The sequence below is a fragment of the Mangrovicoccus sp. HB161399 genome, assembly GCF_013184745.1.
Classification (GTDB): Bacteria; Pseudomonadota; Alphaproteobacteria; order Rhodobacterales; family Rhodobacteraceae; genus Mangrovicoccus.
On sequence record NZ_JAATVU010000092.1, the window covers coordinates 1 to 19,179 of the forward strand.

Consider the following 19,179-nt stretch of genomic DNA (forward strand, 5'->3'; position numbering starts at 1 on the left):
GCGGGAGGTGTAGCCGTAGGTCCAGAACGCATCCTCGGCGGCCTCGCAGGCGCGGTTCACCAGCTCGACGGTGCCGACGGAGAAGTCATGCGCGGGCCCGTGGGCGGGCTCGGAGGCGAAGGTCGTCTCGCCGGCGATCCATTCGCCTGCAACGAGGTGCTTGCCGTGGGGGATGAATTTCGGGGTGTCGAGCATCTCGGGATCTCCTCTTGAGGGGCGCGGTCGGCGCCCGGTCTTCCCTGGATTTCGGATGCAGGCGCGGCTCAGCCGCGCCCGACGAATGGCATCTTGGTCGCCATGATTGTCAGGAACTGGATGTTGGTCTCGGGCGGCAGCGTGGCCATCTGCAGCACCGCCTGCGCGACGTGATCGACATCCATCATCGGTTCCGCCCTGATGGAACCATCCGCCTGCGGCACGCCCTTGGCCTGCCCCGCCGCCATCTCGGTCGTGGCGTTGCCGATGTCGATCTGGCCGCAGGAAATGTCGAAGAGGCGCCCGTCCAGCGAAAGCGTCTTGGTCATCCCCGTCACCGCGTGCTTCGATGCGGTATAGGCGATGGAGCCGGGCCGCGGCGCATGGGCCGAGATCGAGCCGTTATTGATGATCCGCCCGCCCTGCGGTGCCTGCTTCCGCATCCGAGCGAAGGCGGCGCGGGCGCAGTAGAACATGCCGTCGACATTCACCGAGGTGATGCGCCGCCAGTCCTCGACGGTCATGTCGTCGATCAGCACCGATTTCAGCGACTGTCCGGCATTGTTGAAGAGCGCGTCGATCCGCCCCCAGTCCGACATCGCCGTGTCGAAGGCCGCGTCCACGGCCTGCGGGTCGGTCACGTCGCAGGGCAGCGGCAGCGCCGCCGGATTACCTGCGGCGGTCTCTTCCAGCGCTTCCGCGCGGCGGCCGATCAGGCCGACCCGCCAGCCCGCCCCGAGGAAGGCGCGCGCGGTGGCGCGGCCAATCCCGGAGGAGGCGCCGGTGACGATGATCGAGGGCGCGCTCACTTCAGGCCGACCTTGGCGAGGAAGGCCTCCAGCGTCTCCTGCTGGGTCGCGGTCAGCGGCCAGGCGGAGGGCGGACGGGTCGCGCCGCAATCGAAGCCGGTGGCGGCCAGCGCGGCCTTCACGCCAGTGACGTTGGTGCCGTTCAGCTCTTCGGCGCGGATGTCCTCGAAAGGCTTCATCTCGTCGATCAGCTTGTTCGCGGTGACATAGTCGCCCGCGTCCAGCGCCTTGTGGATCGCCACCGACCGCTCCGGCCAGACGTTGATCAGCCCGGAGGTGAAGCCGCGCGCGCCGACGGCATAGAGCGGCGGCGCCCAGACCTCGGCCAGACCGCCGACCCAGACGATCGAGGGATCGCAGGCGGCGATGGCATCGGCCAGCTTCAGCGGGTTGGGCGTCGCCCATTTCACGCCCTTGACGCCGGGCAGGTCGCAGAGCGCCTTGATGTTCTTGGTGCCGATCGCGTCGTTGCGCAGGTAGAGCATCATCGGCAGCCCGCCGGAGGCCTCGTGCACCGCCTTTACGTAGTCGACCGTGCCGCGCGGGGAGACGAAGGGATCCGGCGGCTGGTGGATCATGAGCGCCGAGGCGCCCGCATCGGCAGAGGCCTTCGCCAAGCGGCAGGCGTCGCGGATGCCGCGGCCCACGCCGGCAAGGACCGGCGCGCGGCCGTCGACCATGCGGCAGACCTCGGCGACCATGGTGCAGGCCTCGTCTGTGGTCAGCGCATAGAACTCGCCGGTATTGCCGTTGACGACCGGGATATGCACCCCGGCCTCCAGCGCGCGGTCGATGATCGGCGCGAGTTTCGCCGGGGCGATGTCGCCCGCCCCGTCATAGGGCGTGACGAGGATGCCGGAGATGCCGGTGAGCGCCTTGTCGAGATCGAATGCCATGCTGGCCTCCTCAGAAGATGTCGGGCTCGCCCGCGACGCGGCCGAAATCGGTTTGCAGGTAGTCGAAGTCGCAGCCCTTGTCGGCCTGGGTGACGTGCTTGGAGAACATCCAGCCCCAGCCGCGCTCGTATTTCGGCTCGGGCGGCTGCCAGGCGGCCTTGCGCGCGGCGATCTCCTCTTCGGGGACCAGCATGTCGAGCGTCCGGTTCGGCAGGTCGAGCCGAACGATGTCCCCGGTCTTCACCAGCGCCAGCGGCCCGCCGACGAAGCTTTCCGGGGCGACATGCAGCACGCAGGCGCCGTAGGAGGTGCCGGACATGCGCGCATCGGAAATCCGCAGCATGTCGCGGTGGCCCTGCTTGATCAGCGCCTTCGGGATCGGCAGCATGCCCCATTCGGGGAAGCCCGGACCGCCCAGCGGCCCGGCATTGCGCAGGATCATCACGTGATCCGGCGTGACGTCGAGATCCTCGTCGTCCACCGCCTTCTTCATCTCCGGATAGCTGTCGAAGACCAGCGCCGGGCCTTCATGGACATGGTATTTCGGATCGCAGGCGGCGGGCTTGATCACCGCGCCGTCGGGGCAGAGATTGCCGCGGAGCACCGCGAGCGAACCCTCGTGATAGACCGGGTTCGACAGCGGCCGGATCACGTCGTCGTTGTGGACTTTCGCATCGGCGATGCCCTCGCCCAGCGTCTTGCCGCTGACCGTCATGCAGGTCGTGTCGAGACGCTCCTCGATCTCCTTCATCAGCGCGCGCAGGCCGCCGGCGAAGTAGAAATCCTCCATCAGGTAGCCCTTGCCCGAGGGACGGACATTGGCGACCAGCGGCGTGGTGCGGCCCAGGGCGTCGAGATCGTCCAGCGTCAGGTTGACCCCCGCGCGGCGCGCCATGGCGATCAGGTGGACGACGGCATTGGTCGAACAGCCGGTCGCCATCGCCACGATGGCGGCGTTCTTGACCGCGGATTCGGTGATGATCCGGTCGGGGGTCAGGTCTTCCCAGACCATGTCGACGATGCGGCGGCCGCAATCCGCGCTCATGCGCTGGTGGCCCGAATCCACCGCCGGGATCGAGGAGGCGCCGGTCAGCGTCAGGCCCATCGCGTCGGTGATCGCGGTCATGGTCGAGGCCGTGCCCATGGTCATGCAGACGCCCGCCGAGCGCGCGATGCCGCCCTGGATGCCGACCCATTCCTCGTCGGTGATGTTGCCTGCGCGGCGCTCGTCCCAGTACTTCCAGGCATCCGAGCCCGAACCCAGCCGGTTGCCCGCGTAGTTCCCCGCCAGCATCGGACCGGCCGGCAGGTAGATGAACGGAATGCCCGCCGAGATCGCGCCCATCACGAGCCCGGGGGTGGTCTTGTCGCAGCCGCCCATCAGCACCACGCCGTCGAACGGGTGCGAGCGGATCATCTCCTCGCATTCCATGGCCAGCATGTTGCGGTAGATCATCGAGGTCGGCTTGGTGAAGCTCTCGTCCACCGACAGCGACGGCATCTCCACGGCGAAGCCGCCGGCCTGGAAGACGCCGCGCTTCACGTCCTGGGCGCGCTCGCGGAAATGGCTGTGGCAGGAGTTGATCTCCGACCAGGTGTTCAGGATGCCGATCAGCGGCTTGCCTTTGAAATCCGCCTCCGAATAGCCGAGCTGCATCAGCCGCGACCGGTGGCCGAAGCTGCGCAGATCATCCGGCGCGAACCAGCGTGCCGAACGCAGGCTGTCCGCGTCCTTGCGGTCCACATCTTTCATGGATCACCCTCCCTAGGCGCAATCGTCTTTGCGATGATGTATGCGCTTACATTTTGTCCCGTCAATGGGCTTTCCCGAATTTCACTGATATTTTTACTGGATCAATTCAAAGCTTGACAGTGGGAGGCCCGATGTGGTGTTGAACTGTGTATGCGCTTTCATAGTGCAGCAAGAAGCGGTGAGGGGCCGCTTCGCTTTCTCGGGACAACCGGCCGCGATGCGTGGCCAAAGGGAGGAAAAGACATGACTTTCACCCGCAGAACCCTGCTTGCCGCGGCGTCCGCCACGGCGATTCTGGCGCAGCCCTTCGCGGCCTCCGCCGCGGATCTGCCCAAGAACATCCGCATGGTGATCGGCTCGACCTCGACCGGCGGCGACACCTACCAGGCGGCTTCGATCGTCGCCGACGCGCTGTCCGACAAGCTGGGCGTGAACATCAAGGTCGACGCCGTCGGCGCGGTGAACGGCCTGAAGGCGCTGGAGCGCGACAAGCGCGGCACCACCATCATGCTGTTCCACGATTTCGCCTACCTGGCCGAACTCTACGGCGGCAAGGGCTTCGTCAATCCCTTCGAGGAATACACCGTCGGCGCGACCATCGCCAACAATCCGGGCAATGCCTACCTGGTCGGCGCGAACTCGCCCTACCAGTCGATGGAGGACATCCTGACCGCCGCCGCCAACGGCGAGCGCGTCCGTGTCGCCATCCAGCCGGGCGGCGTCTCGGAAATCGGCTTCTCCGCCATGAAGAACGCCGCCAAGGTCCGCGCGCCGGGGTCGGAAGAGAACATCGTTCCGGTCAATACCGGGTCGCAGTCCGACAAGAACCAGGCGATGTGGGACGGGCTGGCCGACGTGATCAACGGCTCCATCCAGGCCAACGAGCAGTTCACCCAGCTCGACGGCGACGACCAGAAGGCGATGCGCTTCGTCTGGATCACCGCTTCGCCGGAAACCCTGGCCGAGGCGCCCGAGGCCGGCATGGGCAAGCTCACCCGCGACGACATGCTGGACTATGCCAGCCCGAAGACCTCCGTCACCCTGGACGGCACCCAGGACTTCACCTTCGACAAGGAATTCTTCCTGATCTTCAACAAGGACATGGATCCGGCGATGATCGACACGATCGACCAGGCGCTGGCCGAGATCTATGAAGAGGGCGAGATCCAGAAGAAGGAAACCGCCGCGTTCTTCACGCCGAACTTCCGCCCCTCGGCAGAGGCGCGCGAGCATCTGGAGAAGAAGCGCGAGATCTACAAGAAGGTCATCTCCGACATCTCGGGCTGATCCTCCCCGGCCCTCCGGTCCCTGCCCCTTGCGGGCGGGGACCCTTTTGCCGTGCCGACGTTCCGGGCCGCGCCGCCGCGCGCCGCCCCGTCCCCTGCCCTGCCAAGTTCCGGACCGAAGGGAGACCGCGATGGGCAACCTGACCCATGTGACCATCAATTTCGATACCTCGCACCTGATCTTCCCCACGCTGATCGGCTGCATCCTGGGGCTTCTCGGCCTCGCCATCGTGATCCGCGACCGCAGGCAGCTGGCCGCATCCGGCACGCATTGGCGCAAGATCCTCGGCGAGATGGACAAGACGCGCTTCTTCGGCACGCTGGCCCTCACCGTGATCTACTTCTCCGCCATGGTGCCGGTGGGCGACATCTGGCCCAATACCGGCATGGGGTTCCTGCTGTGCTCGATCCCGCTGGTCGCGGCCTCCGGCCTGCTCTTCATGCGCGACCGCACGGCAAAGAAGGCCATCCCGCTCATGATCGTGGCCGTGGCCGCGCCGACGCTGGTCTGGTGGCTGTTCACCGACCTGTTCTTCCTGACCCTGCCCTGATCCGGATCCCCCGCTCATGGACATTCTCTCCTTCATCTCGCCGCTTTTCGTGCTGCTGACCGTCGGCGGCACGCTGGTGGGCATCATCTTCGGCGCCATTCCCGGCATGACCGCCACCATGGCCGTCGCCGTCTGCCTGCCGGTCACCTATTCGCTCGGCCTCGACAACGGCCTGGCGCTGCTGCTCGGGCTCTATGTCGGCGGCATCTCGGGCGGTCTCGTCCCGGCGATCCTGCTGGGCATCCCCGGCACGCCCTCCTCGATCACCACGACGCTCGACGGCTATCCGATGGCCAAGGCGGGCCATGGCGAAAAGGCGCTGAGGATCGGCATCTTCGCCTCGCTGGTCGGCGGGCTCGTGTCGCTCCTGATCCTCGACCTCTTCGCGCCGACGCTGGCGGATTTCGCGATCAAGTTCTCCTATGTGGAGAAATTCCTGATCATCCTCTTCGCCCTGTCGGTTATGGCGGCGCTCAGCTCCGACCTGCTGCTGGGCATCTTCTCGGGCTTCCTGGGGATCTTCATCTCGCTGATCGGCACCTATGACGTCACCAAGGGCGGCAACGGCGAGTGGCGGCTGATTCCGCCGGGCACCGAATACTGGCTGGAGCAGGGCTTCTCGCTCCTGCCCGTGCTGATCGGCCTCTTCGGCCTTGCCGCCATCCTCGACGAGGCAGAGACCGGCATGAAGGCCGGGATGAGCCAGAAGGACGTGAAGATCGGCCAGCACGAGAAATTCTCGCTGTCAATCTTCAAGGGCCAGTGGATCAACCTGATCCGCTCCAGCTGCATCGGCACCTTCGTCGGCATCCTGCCCGGAGTCGGCGGCTCGGCGGCCTCGATCCTGAGCTACTCGAACGCCAAGACCTTCTCCAAGAACCCGGAGAAATTCGGCAAGGGCGAGCCTGCGGGCGTCATGGCCTCGGAAGCCGGCAACAACGGCCTGACGGGGGGCGCGCTGGTGCCGCTCCTGTCGCTCGGCATCCCCGGCGACTCGACCACCGCGCTGCTGATCGGCGCCTTCACGCTGCAGGGCGTGCAGGTCGGCCCGCTCTTCATCGGCAACAACCCGGTGACCTGGGACGCGATGATCTTCGCGATGCTGATCGCCAACCTCGCGATGTTCGTGATGATGTACTACGCCATCCGCTACTTCGCGATGGTGGTGACCATCCCGAAATACATCCTCTTCCCGGTCATCCTGATGATGTGCGTGATCGGTGCCTACACGATCAACTACGGCATCATGTTCGATGTCTGGACGCTGCTGATCTTCGGCATCTTCGGCTGGGTGATGACCAAGATCCGGCTGGAGGTCGCGCCCTTCATCATCGGCTTCATCCTGGGTCCGTCGGCAGAGGTGTATTTCGTCAAGACGCTGGAAAGCTTCGGCGACCTGACGATCTTCTTCACCAAGAGCTGGATCGCGGTCTTCCTGTGGGTGCTGATCGCGCTCTCGGTCGGCGGCTCCGCCTACCTGCAGACCAAGAAGAAGTAGAACCAAAGTCCCGGGAGCCGCGGCAGCGGCTCCCCTTGCGGCCGCCGCGCCGCCTCTGGAATATGGCGCATCATGAAGGAACCGGACAGCATCAGGAAGACACGGCGCGGACGCGTCCCCCCCGAGGGCGGCCCCGTCACCATGGCGACGATCGGCAAGCTGGCCGGGGTCAGCCAGGTCACCGTCTCGCGCGCGCTGTCCAATCCCGAGAAGGTCTCCGCCGCGACGATGGAGCGGATCCAGGAGGCCATCCGCATCACCGGCTTCGTGCCGAACGCGCTGGCGGGCGCGCTCGCCTCGCGCAAGAGCTGCCTGATCACCGCGCTGGTGCCCTCGATCACCAATGTCGTCTATTCCAGCCTGCTGCACGGATTTTCCGAGATCATGCGCGCCGAGGGCTACCAGCTGATGGTCTCGGAAACCGGCTTCCTGCCCGAGACCGAGGAAGCGCTGATCTTCACCCATCTCTCCCGCCGTCCCGACGGCATCCTGCTGACCGGCATCCATCACAGCGCCGCGGCGCGGAAGATGCTGCTCGGCGCCGGGATCCCGGTGGTCGAGTTCTGGGACATCACCGAAAGCCCGGTCGATTGCTGCGTCGGCTTCTCCCATACCGAGACCGGGTGGCGCACCGCCGAAATGGCGCACGGCTGGGGCTACCGCCGCGCTGCGACCGTCTCGGCCGGGGACGAACGCGCGCTGCGCCGCCGGGACGGTTTCGCCAACCGCTTTGCCGAACTGGCAGGCGGCGCGGAAATTCCCGGCATCACCGGCGAGGCAGGGCCCGCCTCGCTGCAGAGCGGCCGCGCCGCGCTGGCCAGGCTGATCGACGACCACGGCTTCCGCGGCGGGGTGATACAATGCAGCTCCGACCAGTCGGCGCATGGCATCCTGACCGAGGCTCGGGTGCGCGGGCTGCGCGTTCCCGAGGACATCGCGGTGATCGGCTTCGGCGACCAGGATTACGCCGCCTTCACCGACCCGGCCCTGACCACGGTGCGCGTCGACCGCGACCGCCTCGGCCGGGCCGCCGCCCGCGCGATGCTGACACGCTTCCGCGGCGAGGAGGATCCCGAGCGGGTCACCGATATCGGCTTCGAGGTGATCCGCCGCGGCTCCGCCTGAGCCGCCGCGGCGCATCCGCCCGTCCCTTGCTTGCAAAGACCGCGCCGGCCCGGGGCCGGCGCGGTCCTTTTCCGGGCGCCCGCTGGCTTCAGAAGCCGAAGGCGCGCGGCAGGGACATGGTCAGCGACGGCACGTAAGTGACGAGGAACAGCAGCACGAAGAGCGCCGCGTAGAAGGGCGCGAGCCCGCGGATCGCCTGCTCCACCTTCACCTTGGCGACGCTCGCCCCGACGAAGAGCCCGGTGCCGACCGGCGGGGTGATCGTGCCGATGGCCAGGTTGAACACCATGATGATGCCGAACTGCACCGGATCGACGCCGACCTTCTGGGCGATCGGCAGCAGGATCGGGGTGAAGATCAGGATCGCCGGCCCCATGTCCATGAAGCAGCCGATGACCAGCAGCACCAGGTTGATGATCAGCAGGATCACGATCGGGTTCTCCGAGACGCCGAGGATCAGCGCAGAGATCGCCGCCGGAATGCCGGTCAGAGCCATGGCGAAGCTGAGCGTCGCCGAGGCCGCGAGAAGGAGCATGATCGTGCCGGTGATCTGCGCGGTCTCCAGCAGGAATTCCGGGAAGGCAGACACGGGCCGGGTGCGGTGGATCACGAAGGTCAGCAGCATCGTGTAGATCACGGCGATGCCCGACGCCTCCACCGCGGTGAAAATGCCGAAGATGATGCCGCCGATGACGATGACGATCATCAGGAGGCTGGGGATCGCCTCGGCGGTGATCTTCGCCGCGGCGCGCCCGCCCGCCCAGGGCGTGGTCGGATAGCCGCGCCTCCAGGCGTAGAGGCTGGCGATGCCCATGATCATCAGCCCCCAGAGCATCCCCGCCACCGCCCCGCCGAGAAACAGCGCGGCAACCGAGGTGCCGCCCGAGACCAGCGAATAGATGATGAAGGCCGTGGTCGGCGGGATCAGCATGCCGGTGGGCGCCGAGGCGATGTTGACTGCGGCGGCGAAGCCCGGGTCATAGCCCTCCTGCTTCTGCATCGGCACCATGACCCCTCCGATCGAGGTCGATGCGGCGATGGCCGAGCCGGAGATGCAGCCGAAGAGCATGTTGCCCGCGATGTTGGTCTGCGCCAGCGACCCGGGGATCCGCCCGGCCAGCAGCTTGGCGAAATTCACCAGCCTGAGCGCGATGCCGCCCGAATTCATCATCACCCCCGAAAGGATGAAGAACGGCACGGCCAGCAGCGAGAAGCTGTCGAGCGCGGCGAACATCTTCTGAACGCTGGTGAACAGCGCCATGTCGAGCGGCGCCACCATCGAGACGGCGGCAAGTGCCGCGGCAGTCAGCGCCAGCGCCAAGGGCAGGCCGAGAGCGGTCAGACCCGCGAAGACGGAAAGCAGGATCAGGCTTGCGGTACCGGCCATGGATCAGTCCCCCCAGTTCAGCGCCGCCTCCACCTCGCCCGGGCGTTCGCGGCGCTGGCAGAGGAGGTCGGCAAGGTTGAGAACGGCGTAGAGCGAGATCAGCAGCCCCGAGACCGGAAGCGCGGCATAGATCGCCGCCATCGGCAATTGCAGCACGGCGGTGGTCTGGCCGGAGGCGATCTGCATCGCGCGCAGCCCGCCCATCCCCATGACCACGGTGCCGAAAACCAGGAAACCGACGGGGACCAGCATGTCGAGCAGCCGCTGCAGCGGGCCGGACGCGAAGTCGCGCAGCAGCGTCACCGCCATGTGCGTGCCGCGGCCGGTGGAATAGGCCGCCCCCAGCAGGGACAGCCAGACGAGGCCGAAGCGCAGGACCTCCTCGGAGAAGGTCGAGGGATCGTTCAGCGCGTATCGGCTGAACACCTGCCAGGCCAGAACCGCCACCATCGCCGCCAGGAGAAGGCAGCAGGCGGTGCCCGTGACCCGGTCGACGAGGCGGCGGAGGCGGCGCATCAGTCGTCGGCCTCGGCGCGGATCGCCTCGAAGAGCGCGTATTTCGCCGGTTCCGCCTTCAGTTCCTCGTACATCGGCGCGACGGCCTGCTGGAACTGGGCCACGTCGGTGTCGAAGAACTCGACGCCCATTTCCTCGGCCTTGGTCTTCTCGGCGGCGATCGCCTCGGCCCAGACCTGCTTGTGGTACTCGGTCGACTCCTTCGCGGCCTCGATCACCGCGGCTCGGTCCCCGTCCGACAGCCGGTCCAGCGCGGCGTTGGAGATCAGCACGATGTCCGGGATGCGGCTGTGCTGGTCATAGGTGTAGTACTTCGCCACCTCGCCGTGCCGGGCGATGGTCAGCGCGTATTCGTTGTTCTCGGCACCGTCCAGGACGTCCTGCTGGATCGAGGTATAGACCTCGGCCTGCCCCATCGCGATCGGCGCGGCGCCGAGCATCTGCACCATCTTGATCGAGGTCGGGCTCTGCATCACGCGGATCTTCTTGCCTTCGAGGTCCGCGACGGTCTTCACCGGCCCGTCTTTCAGGTAGAAGCTGCGCGCGCCGGAATTGTAGTAGGTCAGCCCGACGAAGCCCTGGTCCGCCGTCGCCTGGTAGACCGGCTCCATCACGTCGGCGCTGTCCATGGCGCGGTAGAAATGGTCCTCGCCGTCGAACAGGTAGGGCATGGAGAACACGCCGTAGATCGGTGCGAAGCTTTCCATCAGCCCGCCCGAGACCTTGGTCATGTCGAGGAGGCCGCCCTTCACCATCTCCACCAGTTCGCGTTCGCCGCCCAGCTGGCTGTCGGGGAAGAACTGCACGGTGACGTCGCCGCCGGTCTTCTCCTCGACCAGCCCGGCGAATTTCTCCATCGCCTCGACGGTCGGGGTCGCGTTCGAGGCGTAGGCAAAGCGCAGCGTCTCCGCCTGCGCGATGGCGGTCGATGCCATGAGGGCAGCGATGCCCAGAATGGTCCTGGTCATTGAATCTCCTCCCAGATTTTTGTTTTCAGGCTGCGCGGGCTCAGATGTAGCTGCGCAGGTATTCCGACAGGGCGAGGATCGCCATGGCCTGGCCGTAGGGCATCGAGGTCAGGGCGATGTCGCGGTAGAATTGCAGGTCCTCGCCCATCGCGGTTCCGAAGCTGACCTGCTTCAGCTCGCCATCGGCGTCGATATTGGCGATGACGCCCTCCATGGCGCGCTCGGCCACGGGCAAGTATTCGGGCGGCAGGTAGCGTTTCCGGACCGCCTTCATCAGGCCATAGGCGAAACCGGCAGTGGCCGAGGCCTCCAGGTAGCTGTCCGGATCGTCGACCAGCGTGTGCCACAGGCCCGAACGGTCCTGCGTCTGCTTCAGGAAGCGCGCCTGCCGCTCCAGCGTCGACAAGAGGTGCTTGCGAACGGGATTCCCTTCGGGCAGCCCGGCCATCTCGATGAATTCCGGGATTGCGATGGTCACCCAGCTGTTGCCCCGCGCCCAGAGCGCTTCGGCAAAATTGTGCCGCTCCTCGAAGGTCCAGCCATGGAACCACATCCCCGTCCTGCGGTCGGCGAGATACTGGGTGTGGATCAGGAACTGGTACTTGGCTTCCTCGATGTATTCCGGGCGGTCCAGCACCTGGCCGATCCGCGCCAGCGGCAGGACCGACATCATCAGCGTGTCGTCCCACATCTCCTGGTGATTGACGTCGTTGTAGACGATGTGCTGCAGCCCGCCCTCCTCGGTGCGGGGCATCTCGTACATCACCCAGTCCGCCCAGGTTTCCAGATAGGGCACCCAGGCCGGGTTGCGGTCGCGCTCGTAGAGATTGGCCAGCGTCAGGAAGGGCGCGACGGTGTTGATGTTCTTGGTCGGCGTGCCCTCGGCCAGCCGGGCATCGAACCAGTCGCGGATGATCTGCATCGTCTTCACGTCGCCGGTCTGCTCCCAGAACTTGTAGAGCCCGTAGAGCCCGACGCCGTGGGTCCATTCCCAGCCGGCCCAGCCCTTGGTGTCGATCACCCGGCCGTCTTCCAGCCGCAGCAGGAATTCGCCGGTCGTGTCCTCGATATTGACCAGGTTGTCGGTCAGCCGTCCGATCAGCCCCGCGACCTCCTCGCGGCTGTGGCGGCGGGTCTTCTGCATCAGCAGCGGGTGCATGGTCATCTAGGTCTCCTCCGGTGCGCCGAATTTTTTCGGAACGGCGTTTCGAAAATCAAGGAACCATAATCCGCTTGCGGATGCAACTGGATTCTTTTCCTGACCAGTTCGGCCATTTCCCAACAGATACCGCAAGTTATCGCGGCAGGCTGGACATGGCGGGAAAACTCTGCAAGAAATTCGGAACACGATTTCACAAATATCGGGACAGCTATGGCCGCCGGACGCCCGCCGAAAACCGAGAATGTCGCCGCCGTGATGAAGGTCTTCGCGGTGCTGGAAACCCTTGCGGAAAGGGGCCCGTCCGGCCTCGCCGACATCGCGCAGGTCGCCATGACGTCGAAATCCACGGCGCACCGGCTGCTGCAGACCATGGTCGATCTCGGCTATGTCGACCAGGAAGCGGACACCGAGCGCTACGGCCTGACGCTGAAGCTGTTCGGGCTCGGCGCGCGGACGCTGAAGGGCCAGGAAGCGCTGATGACCGTGGCGGACCGCGGCATGGGACGGCTGAGCCGGGCCTTCGGCGAGTCGGTCAACCTGGGCGTGATGGACAGCCGCGACCAGCGCGTCGCCTATATCCACACCTACGATTCCGCCTATGCCCTGTCGATGCAGGCGCCGCTGGGCATGCGCAATCCGCTCTACTGCACCTCGCTGGGCAAGGCGCTGCTTGCCTGGCGCGACCCGGTGGAGATCGAGGACCGCCTGGCGCGGATGGAGTTCGCGCCGCGCGCGCCGCGCACCATCACCGATGCCGCCACGCTGCGCGCGCAGCTGCCGCTGATCCGCGCGCAGGGCTATGCCGAGGAGATCGAGGAGGCCGAGGCAGGCGTCCGCTGCATGGCCGCGCCGATCCTCGACCATCGCGGCCGCTCGGTCGCCGCCGTGTCGCTGGCCTTCCCGCTCTTCCGCTTCGACGAGGCGCGGAAGCCCGACTACGTCTCGATGCTGCTGGACATCACCCGCGAAGCCTCGGAAGGGCTGGGATACCGTGCAGACATGGCGGAGGCCCCGGCCTGAGCCCTGCCCCGCCGGCTCAGCCGAATTTCAGGAACAATCTGGAATAGGGCGGCTTCAGCCCGCGCGCCGCCTCGGCGATCCGCATTTCCTCGCCCGAGCGCACGGCGGCCAGGAGCGCGGCCACCGATGCCTCGAACTCCGCTGCGAGCGCCGCATAGGCGTCACTGCCCGCCGCTTCCGGCGGGGGCGCCGTGACGACGGCCTGCGCCAGGTAGGACAGCACGCCCGCCTGCTCGTGCAGCTCGCTGCATCCGGCGCCATGATCCGGGGAAAGATCCATGGCCAGGAACCGCTCCATCACCGCGTGATAGGCGTTCATCCGGTCCGAAAAGGTCTCGATCCCGTTGCGGGCATGCAGCTCGCCGAACAGGTCCCGAACCCCTTCCAGCGTCGCATGCGCCGCCGCCAGGTCGCCGGTCCGGACCTGCTGCCCGGCCGCGCCGACCAATGTGGCGGCATCCGCCATCGTCGCGCCCCAGAGCGGATCGGTCTCGTATTGCGGCGGCGGGGCCGGTCCGTAGGTGACGGCCAGGACCGACAGCTGTTCGGACAGCGACGCCATCGCCGCCGCGGCTTCCTCCTGCTGGCCGGAATTCGTGCGGAACAGCGCCGTCCGGTAGCTGGCATACATGTCGCGGAAGGCCGCCTCGAAATCCGAAGCCGGTCCGGCCGCGGCGGCACCTGCCGCCAGAAATGCGAGCGCGGACAGCCCGATGCGGAAATCCCTCATGAATCCGTCCGAAACACCCTTGGGTTGCAGAATTGGTATTCACCGCCGCTTCGCGTGTAAACGGATTTTCGACAAAGTGAGCGAAGCCGCGCGCGGAACGGCTTCACAAGCGGCGCGAACCGGCTAAGTCATGGTCGCCATGTCCGCATTCCACCTCCATATCCTCCCCGCCCTCGAATCGCTCGGAATCTGGGCCTACTGGATCACCGGCGCCGCCGCTTTCCTCGAGGGCTGGTGGGTCACGGGCCTGGTCACCCCGGGCACGCTGGTGGTCGATGCCGGCGGGGCGCTGGTGCGGCTCGGCAATCTCGGCTTCCTCGATCTTGCCTGGTTCGTCGGCATCGGCGCACTGCTGGGCGGCGAGGCGAGCTTCCTGTCGGGACGCTGGCTCGGGGCGCGGACCGGGCTGAAGGACAGCGCCGCCTTCCGCCGCGCCTCCGGCCTTGTGGACCGCTACGGGCCGCTGGCCCTGATCGCGGGGCGGTTCCTGGGCCCGGTCGCCAGCCTCGCGCCGCTGGCCGCCGCGCTGTCGGGCATGGAGCGGCGGCGCTTCTCGCTGTGGAACGCCGCCAGCGCGGCGATCTACGCGCTGGCCCATGTCGGCTTCGGCTATCTGGCCGGCGACATCCTCGCGCGGGTCGCGCCCTACCTGCCCCGCGCGGCCATGCCGCTGGCGATCCTGGCGCTGGCCACCCTCCTCGTCTGGCTGGCGGTGCGGCAGGTCGCGAAGGGCGGTCCGGCGCTGCACGCGGCGATGTCGAATGCAGGCGCGAAGATCGCCGCCTGGCCGCCGCTGCGCCGCCAGGCGGAGCGCCATCCGCGCACGGCCGCCTTCCTGTCGCGGCGCCTCGCCCCGGGCAGCCCCGGCGGGCTGCTCGCGACCGCGGCGGCCGTGCTGGTGATCTATCTCGCCGCCGTCTTCGTCGACGGCGCGCTGGATCTCGCCTTCGTGCCCGGCACCGCCGAACTCGACCAGCGGATCTCCAGCCTGATGCATGCCTACTGGACGCCCGGCGGCCTGCGCCTCGCGGCCTGGGCGACGCAGCTCGGCCATGTGCCCGTCGCCGCCCTCGTCGCGGCCGGCAGCGTGGCGGGCTTCGCCCTGGCCGGCCGCCGCTCCGCCGCGGCCGGGCTTGCCATCGCGGTAGCGGGCAATGCGGTGACGGTGACACTCCTGAAGCTCGCCTTCGGCCGCGCCCGCCCGGAGCTTGCCTATTTCCTTGAGACCTCGAACAGCTTTCCCTCCGGCCACGCGGCGATCTCGGTCGCGCTCTACGGGAGCCTCGCACTGCTGCTGTGGCGGGAGAAATTGATCGGACCCACCCTGGCGATCGTCTCCGGCGCCTGCATGGCGGCGATGCTCGGCAGCACCCGCATCTACCTTTCCGAGCACTACCTCTCGGACGTGCTGAACGGCTGGATCGTCGGCACGATCTGGATGGTGATCGGCCTGGCGGCCGCCGAGGCGATGCGCCCCCGCACCACGCCCAAGCCGCTGCCCGCCTGGCGGCACGTGGCCAGCATCGCGGCCCTTCTGGCCTGCCTCGGCGGCGCCGGCTGGTTCGCGGTGCATGACGTCCCGGCGCCCCTGGAGCGCAATGCCGCCGCAGCCGCGGCCATCGCCGACCTGCCCGCGGCGCTCGGTTCGGGCAGCTTCGAGCTCGCGGTCGACCGGCTGGACGGCAAGCAGCTGCCGCCGGTCTCGCTGGTCACCGAGGGGCTTCCGGCGGACGCGATCGCGGCGCGGCTGGCGCCGCTCGGATGGAGCCCCGCCCCTGCGCCGGGACTGCGCCCGGTGCTGCTGGCGATCGGCGCGGAGCTGGCCGGGCGGGCGATTGCCGGGGCGGCCGAACCGCCTGCCTTCCGCGACGGCCAGCCCGCGGACGCGACGCTGCGCTCGGGGGACAGCGTGCTGCGGCTGTGGAATGCAGGCACGCTGTCCGGCGGCACGCCCCTGGCGGCCTGGGCCTTCGCCCCGACCGAGGGCAGCGGAAGCAGCTGGAAACCGGCCAAGGCCGAAGCCGATGCGGCGCAGCTCCTGACCCCCGCCCCGGCGGCGGCCCGGCAGGACAGCCCGGCCGGGCCGGTGGCGATCCGGCAGATCAGGTAGGCCGGGGTCGCGACGCGGCCCAGCGGCGCCCCCGGACAGAACCATCCGCAGCCGGGCCGCAGGACGGCAGCGGAAAGACCGGAAACCGGCGGACATGGTCCCTGCGGGCGGGAGCGAAGCCGCGCACCTCCCGGCGCGGGAGACAGGCAGCAGGACCTGCAGCATGCGGCCAGGCCACGCGATCGCGGCCGCGCGCATGCCGGGCACTCCGCCAGGGCGCCGCCGCGTCCCCGATGGCTGCGACAAAGCGCGGAGAACGTGGCGGCAGCCCTTTCTCCCCGCCAGCAGCGCGGCGTAGGGTGGCGCGGACTGCCTGCCGACGGAGACCGCGCATGACTGCCCCGATCAACATTGCCGCCTGGTCCGGTCCCAGGAACCTCTCGACCGCGATGATGTACGCCTTCGGCGCGCGCGGCGATGCCGCGGTCTGGGACGAGCCCTTCTATGCCGCCTATCTGGAGATGACCGGGCTCGATCACCCGATGGGCAACGAGATCATCGCCGCCGGGCCGCGCGACCCGGACGAGGTCGCCGCCCGCTGCGCCGCGCCGCATCCCTCGGGCAAGCCGGTCTTCTACCAGAAGCACATGACCCATCACATGATCGACGGCGTGTCGCGGGACTGGTTCGCCTCTGTCACGCATCTCTTCCTGATCCGCCATCCGGCGCGGGTGCTGGCCAGCTATGCCAAGAAGCGCGAGAACCCGGTCCTGGACGATATCGGCTTCCGCCAGCAATCGGAGATCTTCGAGGCGGTCCGTTCCGCCGGCCAGACCCCGGTGGTCATCGACTCCCACGACATCCGCGACAACCCGGCGGGCATGATGGACGCGCTCTGCGATGCCCTGGGGATCCCGCGCGATTCCGGCATGGTCAGCTGGCCTGCGGGCGGGCATGCGGATGACGGCGTCTGGGCGCCGCATTGGTACGACGCGGTGCACCGTTCTACGGGCTTCGCCGGCGCAGAAGGTCCGCTGCCCGGGCTGCCCGCGGACCTGCAGGCGGTCTGCGACGCCGCCCTGCCCCATTACGACGCGCTGAAACCCTTTGCGCTGAAGGCCTGAGATGAACGACACCACCACCCACACCGCCGAAGCCGACGACCGCAACGACAGCCTGATGATCTACGTGGATGGCAGGATCGTCCCGAAGGACCAGGCGGTGGTCTCGGTCTACGACTCTGGCTTCATGCTCGGCGACGGCATGTGGGAGGGCATGCGCCTCTATGACGGCGAATGGGCCTTCTTCGACGCGCACATGGACCGGCTCTACGACAGCTGCAAGGCGGTGAAGCTGGAGATCGGCAAGACCCGCGAGGAGATCCGCGCGATCCTCGACGAGACGGCCGCAGCGAACGGCATGACCGGCGACGCGCATTGCCGGCTGATGGTCACCCGCGGCCGCAAGGCCAAGCCGTTCCAGCACCCCAGCCTGTCGAAATGGGGCCCGACCATCGTCGCGATCATCGAGCATTCGGTGCCCGCCAAGGCGTTGGCCAAGGGGCTGCGGCTGGCCTCCGTCCCGCAGGTGCGCGGCCTGCCGCACAGCCAGGACCCGAAATTCAACAGCCATTCCAAGCTGAACTGCATCATCGCCTGCCTGCAGGCCGAGGAGGCGGGCGCCGACGAAGGGCTGATGCTCGACCCGCATGGCTTCGTGAACACCACGAATGCCTGCAACTTCTTCATCGTGCGCAAGGGCGAGGTTTGGACCTCGACCGGCGACTACTGCATGAACGGCGTTACCCGCGCCAATGTCGTCAAGGTCTGCCGCGAGGCGGGGATCCCGGTCTTCGAGAAGAACTTCTCGCTCTACGAGGCCTATTCGGCCGACGAGGCCTTCCTGACCGGCACCTTCGGCGCCCAGACACCGGTGGCCGAGATCGACGGGCGGACGATCGGCGACGGCAGCCGTCCGGTGACGCAGCGCATCCGCGAGCTCTACAAGGACCTCGTCGCCCGCACGGTCGCGGACCAGAAGGCCGCGCGCTAGAGGCCTCCGGCATGCCGGGCCAGGAATGGCCCGGCCTCCGCCAGCACGGCCTGCGGATTTTCCTCGGCCAGGTAGTGCCCGCCGCGCAGCGCCTTTCCCTCGGCCTGCGCCACCCGCTCGCGCCAGAGCGCCAGGCAGTCGAAATGCTTCTGGATCGCGCCGTCGCTGCCCCAGAGCGCCAGCATCGGCACGCGGCATTTCCCTGTCTCGGCGTCGTCATGCGCGATATCCTCGGTCGCCGCCGCGCGGTAGTCCTCGCAGGCGCCGCGGATCGCCGCCGGGTCGTCGAACGCCTCCAGGTACTCCTGCAGGGCGGGCCGCGCGAAGGGCGCCATTCCCGCCGAGGCGCCGCCCACCTTCGACAGCCAGAAGAAATCCGGATCGGCCCCGATCAGCCGTTCCGGGAAGGGCGCGGGCCGGGTCAGCCAGTACCAGTGCCAGTAGTCATGCGCGAAGCCCGAGCGCGCCTCGCGGTACATCTCGCGGGTGGGCGCGATGTCGAGCGCAACGAAAGCCGCCACCCGGTCGGGATGGTCGGCGGCCATGCGGTGCGCCACCCGCGCGCCGCGGTCATGGGCGAGAATGAGGAAGCGGTCATGGCCGAGCCGGTCCATCAGCCGGAAGAGATCGCCGCCCATCGCCCGCTTCGCGTACGCTTCCGGCGCCGGGTCCGGTTTCCACGACCGGCCGTAGCCGCGCAGGTCGGGACAGATGACGCGGTAGCGGTGCGCCAGCTCCGGCGCCACGCGGTGCCACATCGCCGAAGTCTGCGGATAGCCGTGCAGCAGCAGCAGCGGCACGCCCGCGCCCTTCTGCCGGGCGAAGACCTCCACCCCGTGGCCGAGATCGTGCAGCTCCTCCTCGAAGCCGTGGAAAAAGTCCGGCGCTTCCGCCGCCGCTGCCAGCGCTATCTGCCTGTCCATCCGGTCCGCCCCCTCTGCGGTTTTGCCATGCACAGCTAGAGCCCGGTGCGGCCCGGCGTCAATTCCGCAGGCCCGGCGGGTTGTGCGCGGTGCCCGCTTGGACGTAGAAGGCGCGCAACGGCCCTGCCGCCGACTCCCCCTGTTCCCACCGGAGACCTCCGATGTCCAAGTTCCGCCTGCTGCCCGTCCTGGCTGCCCTCCTCGCCACCGGTGCCTCCGCCGACACGCTGTATTTCTCGGCCATCCCGGACGAGGACG

Annotated in this window: 17 protein-coding genes and 1 pseudogene; 8 read left to right on the forward strand and 10 right to left on the reverse strand. The window is 67.8% G+C overall.

Annotated elements, in window-relative coordinates; all coding sequences use genetic code 11:
- From HCC78_RS28060 to araD, 4 genes and pseudogenes are all read right to left on the reverse strand, one after another.
- Positions 1-195, reverse strand: a pseudogene (locus HCC78_RS28060) (aldehyde dehydrogenase (NADP(+))); the annotation flags it as partial.
- 68 nt (positions 196-263) lie between these two features.
- Positions 264-1,004 (reverse strand): SDR family oxidoreductase, encoded by a 741-nt coding sequence (locus tag HCC78_RS28065; RefSeq protein ID WP_371743948.1) that lies wholly within the window; start codon positions 1,002-1,004, stop codon positions 264-266.
- The gene (locus tag HCC78_RS34105) at positions 1,001-1,900 is read right to left on the reverse strand and encodes a dihydrodipicolinate synthase family protein (protein ID WP_253949404.1); all 900 of its coding nucleotides are present in this window, start codon (positions 1,898-1,900) and stop codon (positions 1,001-1,003) included. The genes HCC78_RS28065 and HCC78_RS34105 overlap by 4 nt, the downstream gene beginning before the upstream one ends.
- Before the next feature lie 10 nt (positions 1,901-1,910).
- The gene (gene araD / locus HCC78_RS28070) at positions 1,911-3,653 is read right to left on the reverse strand and encodes an L-arabinonate dehydratase (protein ID WP_172332065.1); all 1,743 of its coding nucleotides are present in this window, start codon (positions 3,651-3,653) and stop codon (positions 1,911-1,913) included.
- A 243-nt stretch (positions 3,654-3,896) separates the two neighbouring features.
- Between araD and HCC78_RS28075 the strand changes: the two genes are divergently transcribed.
- The 4 genes from HCC78_RS28075 to HCC78_RS28090 all read left to right on the forward strand — a co-directional run bounded on the left by HCC78_RS28075 (position 3,897) and on the right by HCC78_RS28090 (position 8,113).
- Positions 3,897-4,940 carry an ABC transporter substrate-binding protein gene (locus HCC78_RS28075; RefSeq protein WP_172332066.1) on the forward strand — a complete coding sequence of 348 codons (1,044 nt, stop codon included), beginning with the start codon at positions 3,897-3,899 and terminating at the stop codon, positions 4,938-4,940.
- Between the two features lie 130 nt (positions 4,941-5,070).
- Positions 5,071-5,490 carry a tripartite tricarboxylate transporter TctB family protein gene (locus HCC78_RS28080; RefSeq protein WP_172332067.1) on the forward strand — a complete coding sequence of 140 codons (420 nt, stop codon included), beginning with the start codon at positions 5,071-5,073 and terminating at the stop codon, positions 5,488-5,490.
- A 16-nt stretch (positions 5,491-5,506) separates the two neighbouring features.
- The gene (locus HCC78_RS28085; protein ID WP_172332068.1) at positions 5,507-6,988 is read left to right on the forward strand and encodes a tripartite tricarboxylate transporter permease; all 1,482 of its coding nucleotides are present in this window, start codon (positions 5,507-5,509) and stop codon (positions 6,986-6,988) included.
- 72 nt (positions 6,989-7,060) lie between these two features.
- On the forward strand, positions 7,061-8,113 hold the full coding sequence (locus tag HCC78_RS28090) for a LacI family DNA-binding transcriptional regulator (protein WP_253949405.1): 1,053 nt from the start codon (positions 7,061-7,063) through the stop codon (positions 8,111-8,113).
- Positions 8,114-8,201: 88 nt separating this feature from the next.
- Here HCC78_RS28090 and HCC78_RS28095 read toward each other — a convergent pair whose 3' ends face one another.
- Genes HCC78_RS28095 through HCC78_RS28110 form a run of 4 tightly spaced genes read right to left on the reverse strand, consistent with a single transcriptional unit; the run spans position 8,202 to position 12,149 of the window.
- Positions 8,202-9,500 carry a TRAP transporter large permease gene (locus HCC78_RS28095; protein ID WP_172332069.1) on the reverse strand — a complete coding sequence of 433 codons (1,299 nt, stop codon included), beginning with the start codon at positions 9,498-9,500 and terminating at the stop codon, positions 8,202-8,204.
- 3 nt (positions 9,501-9,503) lie between these two features.
- Entirely contained in the window at positions 9,504-10,016 is a 513-nt protein-coding gene (locus tag HCC78_RS28100; RefSeq protein WP_172332070.1) for a TRAP transporter small permease, read from the reverse strand.
- Positions 10,016-10,984 carry a TRAP transporter substrate-binding protein gene (locus HCC78_RS28105; RefSeq protein WP_172332071.1) on the reverse strand — a complete coding sequence of 323 codons (969 nt, stop codon included), beginning with the start codon at positions 10,982-10,984 and terminating at the stop codon, positions 10,016-10,018. The genes HCC78_RS28100 and HCC78_RS28105 overlap by 1 nt, the downstream gene beginning before the upstream one ends.
- 40 nt (positions 10,985-11,024) lie before the next feature.
- Positions 11,025-12,149: a glycoside hydrolase family 105 protein gene (locus tag HCC78_RS28110; RefSeq protein ID WP_253949406.1), complete on the reverse strand. Its 1,125-nt coding sequence runs from the start codon at positions 12,147-12,149 to the stop codon at positions 11,025-11,027.
- A gap of 207 nt (positions 12,150-12,356) precedes the next feature.
- Here HCC78_RS28110 and HCC78_RS28115 point away from each other — a divergent pair, with 207 nt between their 5' ends.
- Complete coding sequence (locus HCC78_RS28115; protein WP_172332072.1) at positions 12,357-13,166, forward strand: IclR family transcriptional regulator C-terminal domain-containing protein; 810 nt, start codon at positions 12,357-12,359, stop codon at positions 13,164-13,166.
- 16 nt (positions 13,167-13,182) lie between these two features.
- Here the strand turns inward: HCC78_RS28115 and HCC78_RS28120 are convergent, their stop codons facing one another.
- Complete coding sequence (locus HCC78_RS28120) at positions 13,183-13,896, reverse strand: hypothetical protein (RefSeq protein WP_172332073.1); 714 nt, start codon at positions 13,894-13,896, stop codon at positions 13,183-13,185.
- 139 nt (positions 13,897-14,035) lie between these two features.
- Here HCC78_RS28120 and HCC78_RS28125 point away from each other — a divergent pair, with 139 nt between their 5' ends.
- From HCC78_RS28125 to HCC78_RS28135, 3 genes are all read left to right on the forward strand, one after another.
- Positions 14,036-16,006 carry a bifunctional DedA family/phosphatase PAP2 family protein gene (locus HCC78_RS28125; RefSeq protein WP_172332074.1) on the forward strand — a complete coding sequence of 657 codons (1,971 nt, stop codon included), beginning with the start codon at positions 14,036-14,038 and terminating at the stop codon, positions 16,004-16,006.
- Between the two features lie 332 nt (positions 16,007-16,338).
- Entirely contained in the window at positions 16,339-17,070 is a 732-nt protein-coding gene (locus HCC78_RS28130) for an HAD family hydrolase (protein WP_216671348.1), read from the forward strand.
- Position 17,071: 1 nt separating this feature from the next.
- Positions 17,072-17,998 carry an aminotransferase class IV gene (locus HCC78_RS28135; RefSeq protein ID WP_172332075.1) on the forward strand — a complete coding sequence of 309 codons (927 nt, stop codon included), beginning with the start codon at positions 17,072-17,074 and terminating at the stop codon, positions 17,996-17,998.
- On the opposite strand, the gene HCC78_RS28140 is transcribed toward HCC78_RS28135, so the two are convergent.
- Positions 17,995-18,921, reverse strand: coding sequence for an alpha/beta fold hydrolase (locus HCC78_RS28140; RefSeq protein ID WP_172332076.1), 927 nt, complete (start codon positions 18,919-18,921; stop codon positions 17,995-17,997). The genes HCC78_RS28135 and HCC78_RS28140 overlap by 4 nt on opposite strands.
- Positions 18,922-19,179: the final 258 nt, after the last annotated feature.